Source organism: Sinorhizobium numidicum (assembly GCF_029892045.1).
GTDB lineage: Bacteria > Pseudomonadota > Alphaproteobacteria > Rhizobiales > Rhizobiaceae > Sinorhizobium > Sinorhizobium numidicum.
Window position 1 is genome coordinate 476,756 of sequence record NZ_CP120369.1, and the last position, 14,681, is coordinate 491,436.

Annotated in this window: 15 protein-coding genes and 1 pseudogene; all 16 read right to left on the reverse strand. The window is 59.8% G+C overall.

Features of this window, described 5'->3' with window-relative positions; translation table 11 throughout:
* Positions 1–163: 163 nt before the first annotated feature.
* The gene (locus tag PYH37_RS31355) at positions 164–583 is read right to left on the reverse strand and encodes a type II toxin-antitoxin system VapC family toxin (RefSeq protein ID WP_280736591.1); all 420 of its coding nucleotides are present in this window, start codon (positions 581–583) and stop codon (positions 164–166) included.
* Positions 583–840, reverse strand: coding sequence for a type II toxin-antitoxin system VapB family antitoxin (locus PYH37_RS31360; protein WP_280736589.1), 258 nt, complete (start codon positions 838–840; stop codon positions 583–585). Before PYH37_RS31360 ends, PYH37_RS31355 begins: the two co-directional genes overlap by 1 nt.
* A gap of 376 nt (positions 841–1,216) precedes the next feature.
* A complete protein-coding gene (locus PYH37_RS31365) occupies positions 1,217–3,367 on the reverse strand; it encodes a peptidase domain-containing ABC transporter (RefSeq protein WP_280736588.1) in 2,151 nt (716 codons plus the stop codon).
* A 31-nt stretch (positions 3,368–3,398) separates the two neighbouring features.
* On the reverse strand, positions 3,399–4,484 hold the full coding sequence (locus tag PYH37_RS31370; RefSeq protein WP_280736587.1) for an HlyD family secretion protein: 1,086 nt from the start codon (positions 4,482–4,484) through the stop codon (positions 3,399–3,401).
* 111 nt (positions 4,485–4,595) lie between these two features.
* Positions 4,596–4,772: a hypothetical protein gene (locus tag PYH37_RS31375; protein ID WP_280736585.1), complete on the reverse strand. Its 177-nt coding sequence runs from the start codon at positions 4,770–4,772 to the stop codon at positions 4,596–4,598.
* 1,307 nt (positions 4,773–6,079) lie between these two features.
* Positions 6,080–7,063 carry a LysR family transcriptional regulator gene (locus tag PYH37_RS31385; protein WP_280736624.1) on the reverse strand — a complete coding sequence of 328 codons (984 nt, stop codon included), beginning with the start codon at positions 7,061–7,063 and terminating at the stop codon, positions 6,080–6,082.
* 61 nt (positions 7,064–7,124) lie between these two features.
* Positions 7,125–7,451, reverse strand: a pseudogene (locus PYH37_RS31390) (alcohol dehydrogenase catalytic domain-containing protein); the annotation flags it as partial.
* Between the two features lie 7 nt (positions 7,452–7,458).
* Positions 7,459–8,400 (reverse strand): 2-hydroxyacid dehydrogenase, encoded by a 942-nt coding sequence (locus PYH37_RS31395; RefSeq protein ID WP_280736623.1) that lies wholly within the window; start codon positions 8,398–8,400, stop codon positions 7,459–7,461.
* A complete protein-coding gene (locus tag PYH37_RS31400) occupies positions 8,400–8,969 on the reverse strand; it encodes a gluconokinase (RefSeq protein WP_280736584.1) in 570 nt (189 codons plus the stop codon). Before PYH37_RS31400 ends, PYH37_RS31395 begins: the two co-directional genes overlap by 1 nt.
* Positions 8,938–9,705, reverse strand: coding sequence for an SDR family oxidoreductase (locus PYH37_RS31405; protein ID WP_280736583.1), 768 nt, complete (start codon positions 9,703–9,705; stop codon positions 8,938–8,940). The genes PYH37_RS31400 and PYH37_RS31405 overlap by 32 nt, the downstream gene beginning before the upstream one ends.
* 76 nt (positions 9,706–9,781) lie before the next feature.
* Positions 9,782–10,456: a 4-carboxy-4-hydroxy-2-oxoadipate aldolase/oxaloacetate decarboxylase gene (locus PYH37_RS31410; protein ID WP_280736582.1), complete on the reverse strand. Its 675-nt coding sequence runs from the start codon at positions 10,454–10,456 to the stop codon at positions 9,782–9,784.
* A gap of 150 nt (positions 10,457–10,606) precedes the next feature.
* A complete protein-coding gene (locus PYH37_RS31415; RefSeq protein ID WP_280736581.1) occupies positions 10,607–11,443 on the reverse strand; it encodes an ABC transporter substrate-binding protein in 837 nt (278 codons plus the stop codon).
* A 30-nt stretch (positions 11,444–11,473) separates the two neighbouring features.
* Positions 11,474–12,238 carry an amino acid ABC transporter ATP-binding protein gene (locus tag PYH37_RS31420; RefSeq protein ID WP_280736580.1) on the reverse strand — a complete coding sequence of 255 codons (765 nt, stop codon included), beginning with the start codon at positions 12,236–12,238 and terminating at the stop codon, positions 11,474–11,476.
* Entirely contained in the window at positions 12,235–12,993 is a 759-nt protein-coding gene (locus PYH37_RS31425) for an amino acid ABC transporter permease (RefSeq protein ID WP_280736579.1), read from the reverse strand. The genes PYH37_RS31420 and PYH37_RS31425 overlap by 4 nt, the downstream gene beginning before the upstream one ends.
* Positions 12,990–13,697, reverse strand: coding sequence for an amino acid ABC transporter permease (locus PYH37_RS31430; protein ID WP_280736578.1), 708 nt, complete (start codon positions 13,695–13,697; stop codon positions 12,990–12,992). The genes PYH37_RS31425 and PYH37_RS31430 overlap by 4 nt, the downstream gene beginning before the upstream one ends.
* Entirely contained in the window at positions 13,690–14,460 is a 771-nt protein-coding gene (locus PYH37_RS31435) for an SDR family oxidoreductase (protein WP_280736577.1), read from the reverse strand. Before PYH37_RS31435 ends, PYH37_RS31430 begins: the two co-directional genes overlap by 8 nt.
* Positions 14,461–14,681: the final 221 nt, after the last annotated feature.

Here is a 14,681-nt window from a genome sequence, read left to right on the forward strand (position 1 = left end):
CTTAAAAGTAATACTTGAAAATAGACTCGACCGGAACGTCGTTCTCTGGTTCTATCCTGGCGTAGAAGGTCGAGTTCCTCGCCGCGCGATCAAGCCATGTCCTCGCTTATCTGCTCGGCAACGGCCCCGGTCAATTCCGGCAGTTCAATCAATTCGAAGACGGTCATTCATCAGATCCTTTCGGCAAAGTTGCCACGTCTGTCTGACGCAAAAGCTGATCCAGCGTGAGCAGCGGCGAGCGCATCACCTTGGCATAGGCGTAGTGGAAGCAATCGAAATTGCTGAGGCGCCGCTTTCCTATGCCGTGCTGTTCGGCAACAGCGACCGCGTGGGACAGGACGCGTCGGGGCGAACCGGGCTCGCGGAGCCGAATGTTTCGTGCTTCTAGCCATTCGACGACAACCGCCTCAGCCGCTTTGTAGGCGCAATTCAACTGATCCGGGCGTGACAGGACGATTATGGCTTCCCAGGCAGCAAGTGTCGATGTGGACGGCGATGCCGCATCGAGCAGCGCCGCTTCATAGGCGTCGGCCGTGTCCTCCCCCGCCATCATCGAGACGATCGCACATGCATCGACGAACATTATTCGTCGCCACCCGTGAGATCATGGTCGAGCTCGTGATAGGCCTCCGGTGGAACCGGCTTTCGACCTGGCTGAAAAGACAGGCCGTGCTTAGCCAGGATCTTTTGCGCCGTTTCTCTCGGGCTTTCCTTGTTCATCCGGTTGCGTATGGTTTCCCGTAGGGCGACAATTACAGCATCGGTGATGCTTGTGCGGTCAATGCGCGCAAGCTCCCGAGCGAGAGTATCGGCCTCCGGATTGCGGATGTTCAGCGTCATGTGTAGCTCCAAGCGTGTAGCACACGTTACATCACTGTGTAGCTGGGAGCAAGCCGCAGTCGAGCGGGAAGGCGCCTTCGGTCGATCAGGCTGGCTCATACTTCACCGGCGGCTTGTTCATCCTGGTCTTCAAGGAGCTTGGCCGCGTGCGGAATGAGAGCAAGCCACTCCTGCCGGCGCGGGGTGATTGACATTAGAGACGACGGAGACAACAGGAGCTGACTTCCCTAGGCCGCCAGCGTGTCGCGCATGATCCTCGGTCGCCAGCGTCAAAAGGGCCGCCCGATCTCCGAGCTCGCCTGCGTCCGCTTCCAATTCCTCCTCTCGCCTGACACCGGCCTAATTAGTCGCCGCTGGTTTAAAGGTCAGGGGCACGTCAACCGGTTTGCGCCCGCCACAAGCGAGCGTAAGCGCCATCAGCTACAATCAGGTCAGCATGTCTTCCCTGCGCAACCACCCGCCCCTTGTCCATGACCACGATCTTGTCGGCCAAGCGAACGGTGCTGAGTCGATGTGAGATGACGACGATGGTCTTACCGGCCCGACGCAAATCCTCAACCACCCGCAGGACAGTGGCCTCGGCGATCGAGTCGAGAGAGGAGGTCGCCTCGTCAAGTATCAGGATCTCCGGATCCCGGTACAGAGCCCGAGCCAACCCAAGCCGCTGCTTCTCGCCGCCGGAAAGGCGTACGCCGTTCTCGCCCAGATACGCCTGGAAGCCACCCGGCCAGCGCTCGATCAACTCCCGTAGCCCTATTTGATCGCAGATTTGCAGGACCTTCTCGGTGTCCGGCTCGAACTCGCCAAGCGCAATGTTCTCGATCACCGAGCCCGAAAACACATCGATCGATTGCGGTACCGCAGCGATAACCTTGCGCAGCGATACGGCCGAGAGGTCCTGCAAGGCACAGGAACCGATCCGGATGCGTCCACCCTTTAGCGGATAGACATTCTGCAGCAGCGCGGCAAGGGTACTCTTGCCCGAACCGCTTTCCCCCACCACGGCCGTGATCTCGCCGCGGCGGAAGGTGACGCTGAGATCCTGGAACAGATCCGGCTGCGCGCCATGGCGGAACGTGACGTTCTCCAGGCGGATATCGCCAGCGGCGGACTTGCTGCCATCAATGGCGCCGCCGCTTGCCGGCTCCAGGTCGAAAATCTCGAACAGGCGATCCGCCGCGATAAATGCATCCTGAACGACCCGGTTGCTTTGGATCAGACTGGCAACTGGCCGGGTGACATAGCCGAGCAACGTATAGCATGATAGTAATTGACCGGGCGTGACGGTCTGATCGAGGGCAAGCGTCGTTCCGAACCACATCAGTACGATGGTGAAGAGGGTCGAGAGGAAAGTCGAGGCATTGTCTCCGAAGATCGAGATAAGGCCGGAGCTATAGACGGAATGCAGCATCTTGATGAAGCGGGTCTCCATCCTGAACTTGGCGAAGTTCTCTATGCCGGAGGTCTTGATCGTGGAGACGGCTCCGAGTGATTCCACTAGTTGCGCCTCCAGATCGGCGGCATTCTCCATAATGGCGCGCTGGCGCTTCCTGTTCAGCCGGTTAAGGCTCCAGTAGACTAAGAGGTATAATGGGAGACACAGCGCCACGACCAAGGCGATTTTCCACGAGTAGATGAACATCACCCCGAACGAGAACAGTATCGTTAGCACGTCGACGAACATGTTGATCAAGACGTCGTTCAGGAAGCTCCTGATTTTCACCGCGTCGTTCATGCGGGAGATGATTTCGCCCAGTCGCATGCTGTCGAAGAACTGCTGAGGCAGACTTAGAATGTGATTGTAGTAGCCGAGGACCAAATAGACATCGATCTTCTGCCCCGTTTGCAGGACGAGCCGGTGCCTGAGGAGATTGATCAGGACCTGCGTCACCAGGATCAGCAGCATGGCGACGCTCATTAGGTTGAGCAGGTTGTGGTTGCCCGCTGTGATCACATGATCGACGATCTTCTGGACGTAAATGGCCGTCGAGAGGCCGAGGATCGTCGTCACCACCGCCCCGACGAGAGCCTGCGCCATCACCGCCCGGTGTGGTGCAAGCAAACGGGCGAAGCGCGCGTGGGGTGAGGTGGTCTCGTCACTGCGCTTGAAGGTGTCTGCGGGAACCAGGAGCACCAGGACGCCAGTCCATTGCGTCTTGAATTCCTCATGCGATAGCTTGCGGATTTCGCCGTAGGCTGGATCCATGACAATGATCCACCTCGCGTCGATTGACTGGATTACGAGGAAGTGGTGCAGGACTTCGTTGACGACTACGTGCGCGATAGCGGGCTTGGGGATCTTGTAGAGGCTGTCGAACCCGCCCTTCACCCCCTTGGCGATGAAGCCCAGCTTCTGGGCCGCTTCCGTGAGGCCCATCACGGTGGTGCCGGAGCGGTCGGTCGAGGCACACTGGCGGATGCGCGATAGTGGCAGCTTGTAGCCATAGAAGGCTGCGACAGAAGCAAGGCTGGCGGCCCCGCAATCGGTGACGTCCCGTTGTTTGAACTTGATGACCTTACTCGACATGGCGGCTCGTTGGCTGTTTTGAAATGGAGGATTAGCGGCTCGCCAGGAGCGGATTGAGCCAATCGTCGACGTCATCGTAGAGGAGTTGCAGGAGAGTGCGGTCGGCCACGAGGAAGCGAGCCCGCACGGTCATACCTTTCTTCAGCTGACCGATGGCGCCGTTCTTGGCCGTGAGATAGCTGCGGGAGAGCGCGCAGCGGATCTTAAAAACCGGTTTCCCGTCGTTGAGGGTGAAGTCCTGCGCCACGTTGAGCACTGTCGCGTCAATGACACCCCATTGATTGTAATTGAAGGCAGCCACTTGGAGCCGCACCGACTGGCCCGGCCGCACGAAGCCGATGTCGTTCGGAGAGACGTAGATTTCCGCGACCAATTCGCCGTCCGGCGAGATCGAAGCGACGGTCTGCCCGGCCTGAACGTAGCTGCCGGGGGTGAGGCCGGAGAATTGCTCAAGAGCGCCCGACACCGGGGCTCGAATGCGGGTCAGATCCCGTTCATTCTCAAGCTGATGCAAGGTGGCCGTGAGTTCCTTGAGGCGTAAGTTAGTGTCGAACAGCTGCTGATTCCATTCGGCGGATTTGCGCCGCACAAGGATCTCCCCCTGAACCTCAACGCTCTGGAGGGCGAAAGCCTTTTCGTCGACGGTCTTTGCGGGCGCTGCAGCAACGGAGACCAGTCGCTTGGCGCGCTCAAGTTCCGCCGCGGCGTTACTGGCGGCATACTGGTTTTCGCGCACCCGGTTGAGAAAATGCGCCCGCTCCGCGGCGGCGGACTCAGTCAGGAACCGGATCGGGTTCATGGCCCGTGTGCCGGAGGAGATCAGGCTTTCGAGGTCACGGGCAAGATCGCTCTTCGCGCGAATGTCGGCTGTAAGCGCCCTGAGCTTTTCCTCAACAACCTGATCGTCAAGGGAGAGAATCTCCTGCCCCTGGGCAACCAGTTCGTTCTCACCGGCAAGGATACGGGAGATGCGTCCGGAGACGGGCGCGATTAGGGGCGTTTTCTCGATGGTGGGGCGAATGGTGCCGGCACTTTGGACAGAGACCGTTACGGTGATGAGTGGCAGCGACACCAATGTCGCTGCCACAGCAAGTACAACGATCTTATAGATGACCAAAGAGCGTCCTGATCGTCGGGAGAGGATGCTCTCCGCGGTGCAGCCGACAACTTCAGCAGAAAGGGGAACTGCTGATCTGTCGTCACCATGGCGCATAGCTAGCTTGCGCACCTAACCCTGTTGGATTTTACTGCGTATTACCCCTTCCCCAATAGTTGCAGCTGCAAGGCCTATCAGCCCAATAACTCCGAAAGCTATTGCGCCAAAAAGGCCCCATCCACCTGCAATTGCAGCTGCTTCTTCAGGCGTTAAGTCGGTCACACCATAGGCTGACATGTCGGTGTTCATTGTTGTCTCCTTTTTTAGCGCTCACATGAGAAGATCAGTCGGAGATGCTCGTCGGCAGCTCCGGCTGCCGCGCAAGGAGAGACACTCAAGAGTCGTGCCAACTGCGCAAAAAGGGCCTCAGAAAACTTTTCTGCAATATTATTCAGTGGCTTCACTGACCGGCAGCGGCAGGCCGGCCGAACAACACCGTGTCGCGGAATCGACAAACCGGACACTTCGTGCCGCGATGTTTGGCATCTGGACGTGGTAATGGTTTCGGTTCGCGGCCGAAAGCATCGGCTGTGGCGGGGCGTCCATACAATCCGGAGATGCAGACGGCTATTTAGCTTGTGCTTGTAGCGCTCACTCACCAGTGGCGACGTCCGGAGGAACTCTTTGATGAGTGCGTTGCAATTCGGTGGCCGCCACTACGAGGGATTGTCGCTGAGGTTGGTCGAGCCGGTCCACACCTCGGAGAACGTTCCCGCTCGCCGGAGGACGAAGAACTTATTGTGCGCGAATTGCCTGGACGGGTGCGAGCGTTGGTGATACCCGCGAACCCCGAGCCTTTCAGCGCATCGTGGTTGCCCTCGCGCTAGCTGTCACCGTCGTAAAGGACTTTGATCCTGGCGCCACGATCATGCTGCCCTGATAGCCACGTGAAATTCGCTTGTTTTCCAATTCAAAATTGGCACCATAGAGCTCATCTCCTTGACCTGGCTGACTCAGGAAGGTCTCGACCCCTCAACCAAACCGCGCGACAGCCAATCGTAGGCCGCCTGACCACCTCATTTAGCGGGAGGTTTTGGAGGTGCCGGGCATATTTCTGCGAAGCGATCGCGCCGGGGTTAAAGATGCCCTGATCGGCCTTTGGCGCAGACGTGGTGCACGGCACGAGCATCCAAAGATACTGCACGGGAACGGCGAACTATGCCGCCTTCATGCGTTCCCGCAGCGCGCCCCCTCTAGAACTATAATCATTGGATCGACCTAGACCGAGCAATAAAGTCGGCGAGCTGTTGCCGTGGTCCATGGCCCAGTCGGTCATCAAGCCCTGACCGGACGCTTACCCCAAAAAAGGCAGCTCGTTTCTGGTAGACTAGTAAGGAGTGATGAACCCTGTCCGGCCGTCTCCTCTCTTCAATTCAAATTGCGGCAAAGCCAGTGAGCCACGGAAGCAATTACAGCCTGCCGACCGAGAGACATTCCGCGACTGGCGCTAGCCTTACCGCTAGGGGATAGTCACCTGCCTAGCTCCCGCTATTTGACAAGCAGGCTCGTGTCAAACTCGCTCGTCAACGCCAATGCAACAGACAACGGTGAAAGAGTCATAACCTCTGTGTAGGCAAACTAGATGAGGGGGTGGAACTCTTTGCCGGTAGATACCCAGAGGTCTCAGGCGGATCTTCCATGCGGGCAGCCTCCTGTAACAGGATCTCCCGCATCCAGAGACTTGCTGGATCACTGTTGCAAAGGGCGGGCCACTGGACAGCCATGGCGAATGCTGGAAGTGGCAGCGCAAGTTCGACGATCCGCAGGGGTATCGTGCGTTCGAAATGCCTGACCAGTCTTAACGGCATGGTGGCTATGCGGTCGGTGCCCGATAGCAACGGCGGGATCATGCTAAAGCCCTGCACGACGACCTCGACACGTCTCTCGAGTCCATGCTCGAGCAATAACCATTCCTCGAGGGAGTGCTTCCGCGTGGTCCCATACTTGGCTGCGACATGCCCCATCGACATGTAACTCTCGAAGGAAAGCTGCGCTGTCAGCTGGTTGTTCGTTGGGCAGCCGACGCAGACGAATGTCTCGTCGAATAGTTTCGCTTTGGGGTGCGCGCTCGACATGAACAATTCAGGAAAGATTAGAAAATCGACTTCACCGCGCCTGAGGAGTTCATCGGGCTGATCGGCGCGAGGCAGCAACTCGAAGCTAACGCCGGGAGCTTCCCATGCGACACGCTCCACCACCTTTTCGAAGAACACAAGCGTCATGAAATCGGAAAGGCTGATCCTGAAACGGCGATCTGATTGAGCTGGGTTGAACGAGTCCCAGGAAATGACGGAGAGCTGAACGTGCAGCAGGGCGTCACGGACGGCGGGTGCGAGTGCTTCCGCGCGCGGAGTCGGCACAAGTTCGCGGCCCTGCATTGTAAAGAGCTCGTCCCGGAAATAGGTGCGTAGACGGGCGATTGCCGCGCTCATGGCCGGTTGACTAAGGTTGATGCTACGTGCCGCAGCCGTGAGCTTGCGCTCGGTCATCAGCGCGTCGAGCGCAACGAGTAGATTGAGATCAAGGCCCTTAAAGCGCATGGCGTCGTACATCCATATGGTCGATGCTCGCCGCCGAAACAATCAATTTTGTCGTGGAGAACATGTTCAGACACTGGTTCTGCTGACCGACAAGGCAATAGGCGCAGGCATTGCAGGGGCGGCTCGGTGAGACTGCGACGCGATCGCCGGGCGAAAGACGCGACACCCCTTCGCCCAGTGCCCTGACCGTGCCGGCGACCTCGTGCCCGAGCACCATAGGCTCGCGGACGCGGATCGCGCCGAAGCCGCCGTGATTGTAATAGTGCAGGTCCGACCCACAAATGCCTCCGGCCTCAATCGCGATCGCAACCTGGCCTGGTCCGAGCGCATCCGCTTCCCTGTCCTCGACCCGCAGGTCCTTGGCGGCGTGAATAACGACGGCTTTCATGGGAACCTCACACGACAGGAGTGATGAGCGGCTGACCGGCGAAATGCGCAGCGAGATTGTCGCGCACGAGCTGACCCATCGCCTGCCGGGTCTCAACGGTTCCCGACGCGTGATGCGGCTGCAGCACGACGTTGTCGAGGGCGAGAAAGCGGCGATCGATATTGGGTTCGCTCGCAAACACATCGAGAGCCGCGGCCTTGATGGTCCGGCGTTCCAGCGCGTCGATCAAAGCGCTCTCGTCGACGGTCGATCCGCGCGAGATGTTGACGAGGATGCCGTTTGCGCCGAGCGCTGCAAGCACCGGTGCATCGACGATCCCCCTGGTGCTCTCCCCGCCCGCAAGCGTGACGATCAGAAACTCTGAGCGGCGCGCGAGCTCGGTCAGGTCGGGCACGAAACTATAGTGCAAGTCCGCCCGCCGGTTTATGTCGAAGTAGCTGATCTCGCAGTCGAACCCCGCCAGCCGTTTGGCGACCGCCGATCCGATGCGGCCCATGCCGACGATCCCGACTTTTTTGCCGCACACACGGGTCACAAGGCCCATATTGCCCGTCGCCCAATGGCCATCGCGGACATAGGCATCGCCCTTAGGGATCTGGCGCGCGGCCGCGAGAAGCAGGGCGACGCCGAAATCGGCGACATCGGCCGTCAACACGTCCGGCGTGTTGGTTACACGGATGCCGTTCGCCTTGGCATGGGCGAGATCGATCGCATCCGTGCCGACACCATAGCAGGAGACGATTTCGAGTTTCGGGAGCGAGCGCATCAGCTCGGCGGAAGCCCCGAGTTCGCCGCGGGTGGCGATTGCCCGGATGTTCGGCGCGTGCTGCGCGAGGAACGCTTCACGGTTTGCCGCCGAATAGATCTTGTGGACCTGGTAACGCTCTTCGAGTTCGGCAAGGTCCCAGTCCGGATACGGTCCCATCAGCAGGATGTCCGGTTTCGTCATCATTTTCCTCCCGTGGTTTCTTCGGTGGTCGAGCGACCCCAGCGGATCGCCAGGTTGTTCATCGCCAGCGCGACGATGCGCTCCGGCGACTGGTCGATTTCGATCGTCACGACGTCCGCCTCGCCCGAAGGCAATTCGAGCGTGGCGAGCTGGCTGTCGAGCAGCGACAACGGCATATAATCGCCGCTCCGCTCCCCCATGCGCGCAGCGAGCGCCGCGCGGCTACCTTGCAGGAAGACAAAGGTGATCGGCCGTCCGGCGACGGCGCGCAGCCGATCGCGGTACGAACGCTTCAATGCGGAGCACGACACCACGACCGTGCGCTCGCGCGCCAGGAGCGCACCGATGTCATCGACCCAGGGCCCGCGGTCTGCGTCGTCCAGCGGAATGCCGCTTCGCATCTTGGCGACATTGGCCGGCGAATGCAGACCGTCTCCCTCGACGAAGGCTGCGCCCAGATAATCCGCAAGCCGTTTCCCAACCGTCGATTTGCCGCAACCCGAGACGCCCATGACGACGACCGGGCTGCAGTCGGCGTCAGAGGCTTGTGGTGATGCCGCCGTCGACATAGAGCGTTTGTCCGTTGACAAAGGAAGAAGCACGGCTCGCCAGGAAGACCGCCGCGCCGACCAGTTCCTCGACCTCGCCCCAGCGGGCCGCGGGCGTCCGCTTCTCGAGCCAGGACGAGAAGTCGTGGCTGTCGACCAGCGCCTGATTCAACGGCGTCTTGAAATAGCCCGGTGCGATGGCGTTCACCTGCAGCCCGTGCTTCGCCCAGTCGGTGCACATGCCGCGGGTCAGGTTCCTGACCGCGCCCTTCGTCGCCGTATAGGGGGCGATGCCCGGGCGCGAGAGTTCACTCTGAACCGAGGCGATGTTGATGATCTTACCCGCGCCGCGCGCAATCATATGCCGGGCGACCGCCTGGCCAACATAGAAGACGCTGGAGACGTTGGTCCTCAGCAATTGCTCCCAGCGCTCAGCCGGAAAATCCTCGAGCGGCGTACGAAACTGCATGCCGGCATTGTTGATCAGGATGTCGATCGGCCCGATATCCTGCTCGATCGCGTCGACGCCGCGCTTCACTGCAGCGGGGTCGGTCACGTCGAAATCCGAGACCGCAACGTCATGACCGGCATCTTTGAGAGAGCTCGCAGCCGAGGCCAGCTTCGAACGATCGCGGCCGTTGAGAACGATGGCTGCACCGTGCTCGGCCAGCCCGCGCCCCAGCGCATAGCCGATGCCTTGCGACGAGCCGGTGATGAGAGCCCGCCTGCCCGTGAGGTCAAAAAGTGGAAAAGCCATAACTTCATATTCTCCTGTGCCGTCGCGCCTGACGGCGTATGCAGCGTGCCATCTTCGAGGCGTAGCAGGCCACATGTCAGTCCTCGACGACGAGACCCTTTGCCTTCAGCACCGCTTCCAATTTGCTGACCTCGACGACCGACTTGCCGGCTTTGTATGCGGCGATGTATTCGACCTCGGCATCCTCCCTGGCCTGCGCCAGCTTCGCCACGTCGCGTGCCTCCGACCGCCGCACGACGACCAGGCCATCCGCGTCGCCGACGATGATGTCGCCCGGATGCACGATTTCGTCGCCGATCAGGATTGGCTCGTTGGTGGCGCCGAGCGTCTCCTTGACAGTGCCCTTGATGCAGACGCTCAAGGAAAAGACCGGGAAGCCAAGCTCGCGCAATTGAAGCGTGTCTCGAACGCCCGTGTCGGTTACGAGGCCGCCGATGCCCTTCGCAAGGCAGGCATTGGCGAGGACATCGCCGAAGGATCCGGCCTCCTCATACTCACCGGCGGAAACGACGATGATGTCTCCCGGCTGAGCGTAGTTGATCGCGACCTGGAGCATGATGTTGTCGCGCGGCGCGCATTTGACCGTGAAGGCAGGTCCGCAGAGTTTCATTCGGTAATCGATCGGCTTCAGTCGGGAAGACAGCGCGCCTCTGCGACCCTGCGCTTCGTGAAGGGTCGCCGGCGAAAACTTGGCGATGGCCTCGATCTCGTCCTTGCTCGGACGTTCGAACCGTTGCTTCAGTTTGATCATTTGAAGTCTCCTGGGGCCGCCGACGGCTGCCGGTATGTTTTGATCAACGCTCCGTGCAGCTTCCCGCATGCGGGCGCGCACCATTCCTCGATGACGCGGCCCGAGCTCGGGCCGCATCTTGGGAAAGCGATATTCATCGCCGTTCAGTGATTACGGGATCGGCTCGAATTTCAGTTCCGTGATCGGGACGACCTTGTCCGTGCGGGTCATCTTGTACTCGGTGTTCGGTCCGAGCCATTTGTCCCAGATCTTGTTGATCTCGCCGGACTTGTCGAGCGAGACCAGAATTTCGTTGATCTTCGCGGTCAAAGCTGGCTCGTCCTTCTTCATGCCGATGCCGATCGGCTGGTAGAGCATGGGTTCTTCGATCATGCGCATCTCGGCACCCTTGGTCTTGGACTCGTTGACGATCTTGGTCGTCGTCATCGTGTTGGCGACCAGTCCCCGAGCCTTCCCCTGCTGAACGGCGAGATATGCAGAACCGGTGTCCTGGAACGTCAGCGGCTTGGACTCGTTCTTGCGGATGGCCAGCTCGGACGTCGAGCCCTTCGTCGAGGCAAGCCGGACACCGGCAAAATCGGCCTTCTTCTGGCCGGGATCATCGGCCTTCACGATCAGCATCTCCTTGGCAAGATAATAGGGATGGCTGAACTCGATCTGCTCTGCCCGGCTCAGAGTATAGGCAAGATTGGCCACCGCGATATCGACGCGCCCAAGCTTCACCTCGGGAACGCGTGCTTCGACCGAGAGCGGCTTGATCTCAGCCTTGACACCGAGCTCGCGGGCAATCGCGTTGCAGAGATCGACGTCGAAACCCGCCATCTCGCGCGTTTTCGGATCCGGGGCCGCGAAAGGCGGCACGTCGGCAAAGGTTCCGCAACGGATCACCTTGGCCGCAGTGATGTCCCCAAGCTTGTCTGCCTTTGCCGGACCAGCGATCGCGGTCATCACGAGCGCGACGCCCAGGGTCCATGACTTCAATTTCATTGCTCGTTCTCCTCTGGAGTTAGTTTTTGGTTAATGCCGCAGATCGCTCAGGAAGCGCTGCGCTCGCGTCGTTTGGGGGCGAGAGAAGAATTCTTCGGGCGGGGCGGACTCGACGATCTGCCCCTGATCGATGAACCAGACGCGATCAGCGACATCACGGGCAAATCCCATCTCGTGCGTGACGCACATCATCGTCATGCCGTCGGCCGCCAGTCCTTTCATCACGGCGAGGACTTCGCCGACCATTTCCGGGTCGAGTGCGCTTGTCGGTTCGTCGAACAGCATCACTGGGGGCTCCATCGCCAGTGCCCGGGCGATGGCGACCCGCTGCTGCTGACCGCCCGACAATTGAGCGGGATAGGCATGGGCCTTGTCGGCCAGACCTACCCGTTCCAGAAGTTGTGCGGCCTTGGCGTAGGCAACGTCGCGCAGAACGCCTTTCACCCGGATCGGCGACATCGCGATGTTGTCGATGGCCGACAGGTGAGGAAACAGGTTGAAGCTCTGGAAAACGAACCCGATGCGGCTGCGCAACCGGTTGAGCTCCTTGGCAGGCATCGGCCGATGGATATTGTTGCCGTCGCAGATGATCGAGCCGTTTCCGATTTCCTCAAGGCGGTTGACGGTTCGGATCAATGTCGACTTGCCTGAGCCAGACGGGCCGCAGATCACGACAACTTCGCCACGAGCCACTTCGGCATCGATCCCCTTCAGAACCTCGTAGATACCGTAGTTCTTGCGGACGCCTATCAGTTGAATCATGGGAGAATTCTTCGAGGACACGGTCGTGTTCATGATGGCTGATCCGTGAGGGCTGCGAGTTTGAGGGATTTCGCGGTCGGCAGCGGCGCGGTGCCGGCGCGTTTGCGGGTGATCCGGCGCTCCGTGAGCACGGCCACCTGACTCAACGACCAGCAGATCACGTAATAGACCGCAGCGAGGATAAAGAAGACCTGGAACGGTTGGGTCAGCAGTTGATTGTTGATCTGACTGGCGGCGAAGGTCAGGTCCGGCACGTTGATCACGTAGCCGAGCGTCGTGTCCTTGATCGTCGCAACGAACACCGAAATGATGCTGGGGATCACGTTATAGAGCGCTTGAGGCAGGATGACGAAACGCATGGCACCGAGATAGCTGTGGCCAAGTGCCCGGGCCGCCTCCATCTGGCCGTGACCAAGTGCCACGATCCCCCCGCGCACCACCTCGCTCAGGAATGCTCCCTGATAGACGACGAGCGTCACCAGCATTGTCAGGAAGCTCGGGACATTGGCGCCCGTGACGAGCGGCACGAGGAAATATCCCCAGAGGATCAACATCAGCAGCGGCACGCCGCGTGTGAAGTAGACGAGCGCGGTTACGGGCCAGTTCAGGAACGGCGACTTCGAAAGCCGGGCAAGCGCGAACGCAATGCTCACCGGAAAGGCGAAGGCGATCGCGAGGACCGAAAGCATCAGTGTCGCCGCAAGTCCTCCGATGGGACCATTCGGATACTGCCCGATGAGCAGCAGCAACCAGTAGTCGCGGATGATGGCAATGATGTCGCTGATCATGCTCGTCCGCTCCTGACCGGGTCCGCTTTCCAGGCGATGTACGCGCCACCCGCCATGATCATCAGTGAGAAGACAAGGTAGAGCACGGTCACCAGCAGATAGCTCTCGAACGTGCGGAAGCTTAAGTTTTCGATCTCCTTCACCGCATAGGTGAGCTCGGCGACGCCGATCGCGACTGCGAGGCTGCTGTTCTTGAACAACGAGACGCTGTGATTGATCAGGGCGGGCAGCGCGTTTCTCACCCCTTGCGGCAGCATGACGTAGCGCATGGCCGAAACATATCCGTGGCCGAGCGCGCGGGCCGCTTCCATCTGGCCGGGGCTTACCGCCCGCATGCCGGAGCGGAGGTCTTCGCTGAAATAGGCCGCCTGGCAGAGACCCAGTCCGATCACCGCGAAGATCGCCTCGGCATTATGGTCGTTCAGCCAGAACGTGAGCCCATCCGGCATCAGCGTGAAGATGCCGAAATACCAGAGCATGAGCTGCACCAGAGTCGGAACGTTGCGGTGATAGGAAACATAAGCGGTCACGAACGCATTGCCGACCGGGCCGGGCGCGTAGCGAAGGCCAAGCAGAAGCAGTGCCAGCGTCATTGCGAGAACCCAGGATCCGACCGCTACGATGAACGTCATTTCGATGCCAAGGAGCAGCATCGACACGTATTCGGGATTGCCCAGGATCTCAGAGAGGTCGAAGCTACTCACGGCCTTGGTCCCCGGTCTTCGGAGATTGCGGTTTTGCCGTCTGCAGACCACCCATGACCTGAAGTGTCGGCGTGATCTCCATGTGACCTATGTTGACGGCGACCGGCGCAGCGATCGCGAAGGCTATGGCATCGGCAATGTCTTTTGCTTCGGGGAGCTCATAGCCGTCGATGAAGCGTTCGCGGATCTCCGGGCTGTCGCCATGGACATGCGCGAATATATCGGTTGCCACCCGCCCCGGGCAGATTTCCGTGACACGCACGCGCTTGCCGAAGGCGTCAATGCGCAATTGGTTCGAGAGCATGCGCACGGCGGCTTTCGTCGCGTGATAGGTGGAATTTCCGCCGAAATTGTAGGCGCCCGCGATCGAGGAGATGTTGATGACATGGCCGCGATCGCGTGCAACCATTTCAGGGATGACCATCCTGCAAAGGTGAAGAACCGCGCGAAGATTGACGTCGATGAGGAGATCGATGTCGCCTTCCTCTGCTTCCAGGAACTTCTTGGGGCGGTCGACGCCGGCGTTGTTGACGAGAATATCGAACTGGACGCGACTTGTGAGATCCGCGAGGGCTGCCCGGTCGGTGACGTCAATCGCATGCGCCACACAACCGGTGCGCTCCGCGAGCTTGCGCAACGGCTCCGCACTGCGCGCGATCGCGTGCACTTCGAGCCCTTCGGCGCAAAAGCGCTCGACGACTGCGGCCCCGATTCCGGAGGAAGCACCGGTGACCAGCGCGGTTCTGTAATCGGAAAATGGCATCAGCGATCCCCTTTGTTTTGGGAACAGTAGCTGACCTTTCAAGCGGGCGATAATTCCGATTATCTTTGGAGGGATAAGCCTATCTTATGAAGGCAACGACTGCCCTTTATGAAAGTGATTTAACTCGGCTAATCTGTACTGCCGCCGCTCGAAAACAAGCTTGCTGCGACCTGAACCTCCTGTTTCTCGCCCAAGTTTGGCTTGGGAAAGAAGGCGTTACA

Bases quoted from the DNA above. Each gene is read 5' to 3' on its own strand.
- PYH37_RS31415 (WP_280736581.1), bottom strand. From the start codon at position 11,443: ATGAAATTGAAGTCATGGACCCTGGGCGTCGCGCTCGTGATGACCGCG.
- PYH37_RS31400 (WP_280736584.1), bottom strand. From the start codon at position 8,969: ATGTCGACGGCGGCATCACCACAAGCCTCTGACGCCGACTGCAGCCCG.
- PYH37_RS31360 (WP_280736589.1), bottom strand. From the start codon at position 840: ATGACGCTGAACATCCGCAATCCGGAGGCCGATACTCTCGCTCGGGAG.
- PYH37_RS31425 (WP_280736579.1), bottom strand. From the start codon at position 12,993: ATGATCAGCGACATCATTGCCATCATCCGCGACTACTGGTTGCTGCTG.
- PYH37_RS31420 (WP_280736580.1), bottom strand. From the start codon at position 12,238: ATGAACACGACCGTGTCCTCGAAGAATTCTCCCATGATTCAACTGATA.
- PYH37_RS31405 (WP_280736583.1), bottom strand. From the start codon at position 9,705: ATGGCTTTTCCACTTTTTGACCTCACGGGCAGGCGGGCTCTCATCACC.
- PYH37_RS31355 (WP_280736591.1), bottom strand. From the start codon at position 583: ATGTTCGTCGATGCATGTGCGATCGTCTCGATGATGGCGGGGGAGGAC.
- PYH37_RS31365 (WP_280736588.1), bottom strand. From the start codon at position 3,367: ATGTCGAGTAAGGTCATCAAGTTCAAACAACGGGACGTCACCGATTGC.
- PYH37_RS31410 (WP_280736582.1), bottom strand. From the start codon at position 10,456: ATGATCAAACTGAAGCAACGGTTCGAACGTCCGAGCAAGGACGAGATC.
- PYH37_RS31385 (WP_280736624.1), bottom strand. From the start codon at position 7,063: ATGCGCTTTAAGGGCCTTGATCTCAATCTACTCGTTGCGCTCGACGCG.
- PYH37_RS31435 (WP_280736577.1), bottom strand. From the start codon at position 14,460: ATGCCATTTTCCGATTACAGAACCGCGCTGGTCACCGGTGCTTCCTCC.
- PYH37_RS31395 (WP_280736623.1), bottom strand. From the start codon at position 8,400: ATGACGAAACCGGACATCCTGCTGATGGGACCGTATCCGGACTGGGAC.
- PYH37_RS31375 (WP_280736585.1), bottom strand. From the start codon at position 4,772: ATGAACACCGACATGTCAGCCTATGGTGTGACCGACTTAACGCCTGAA.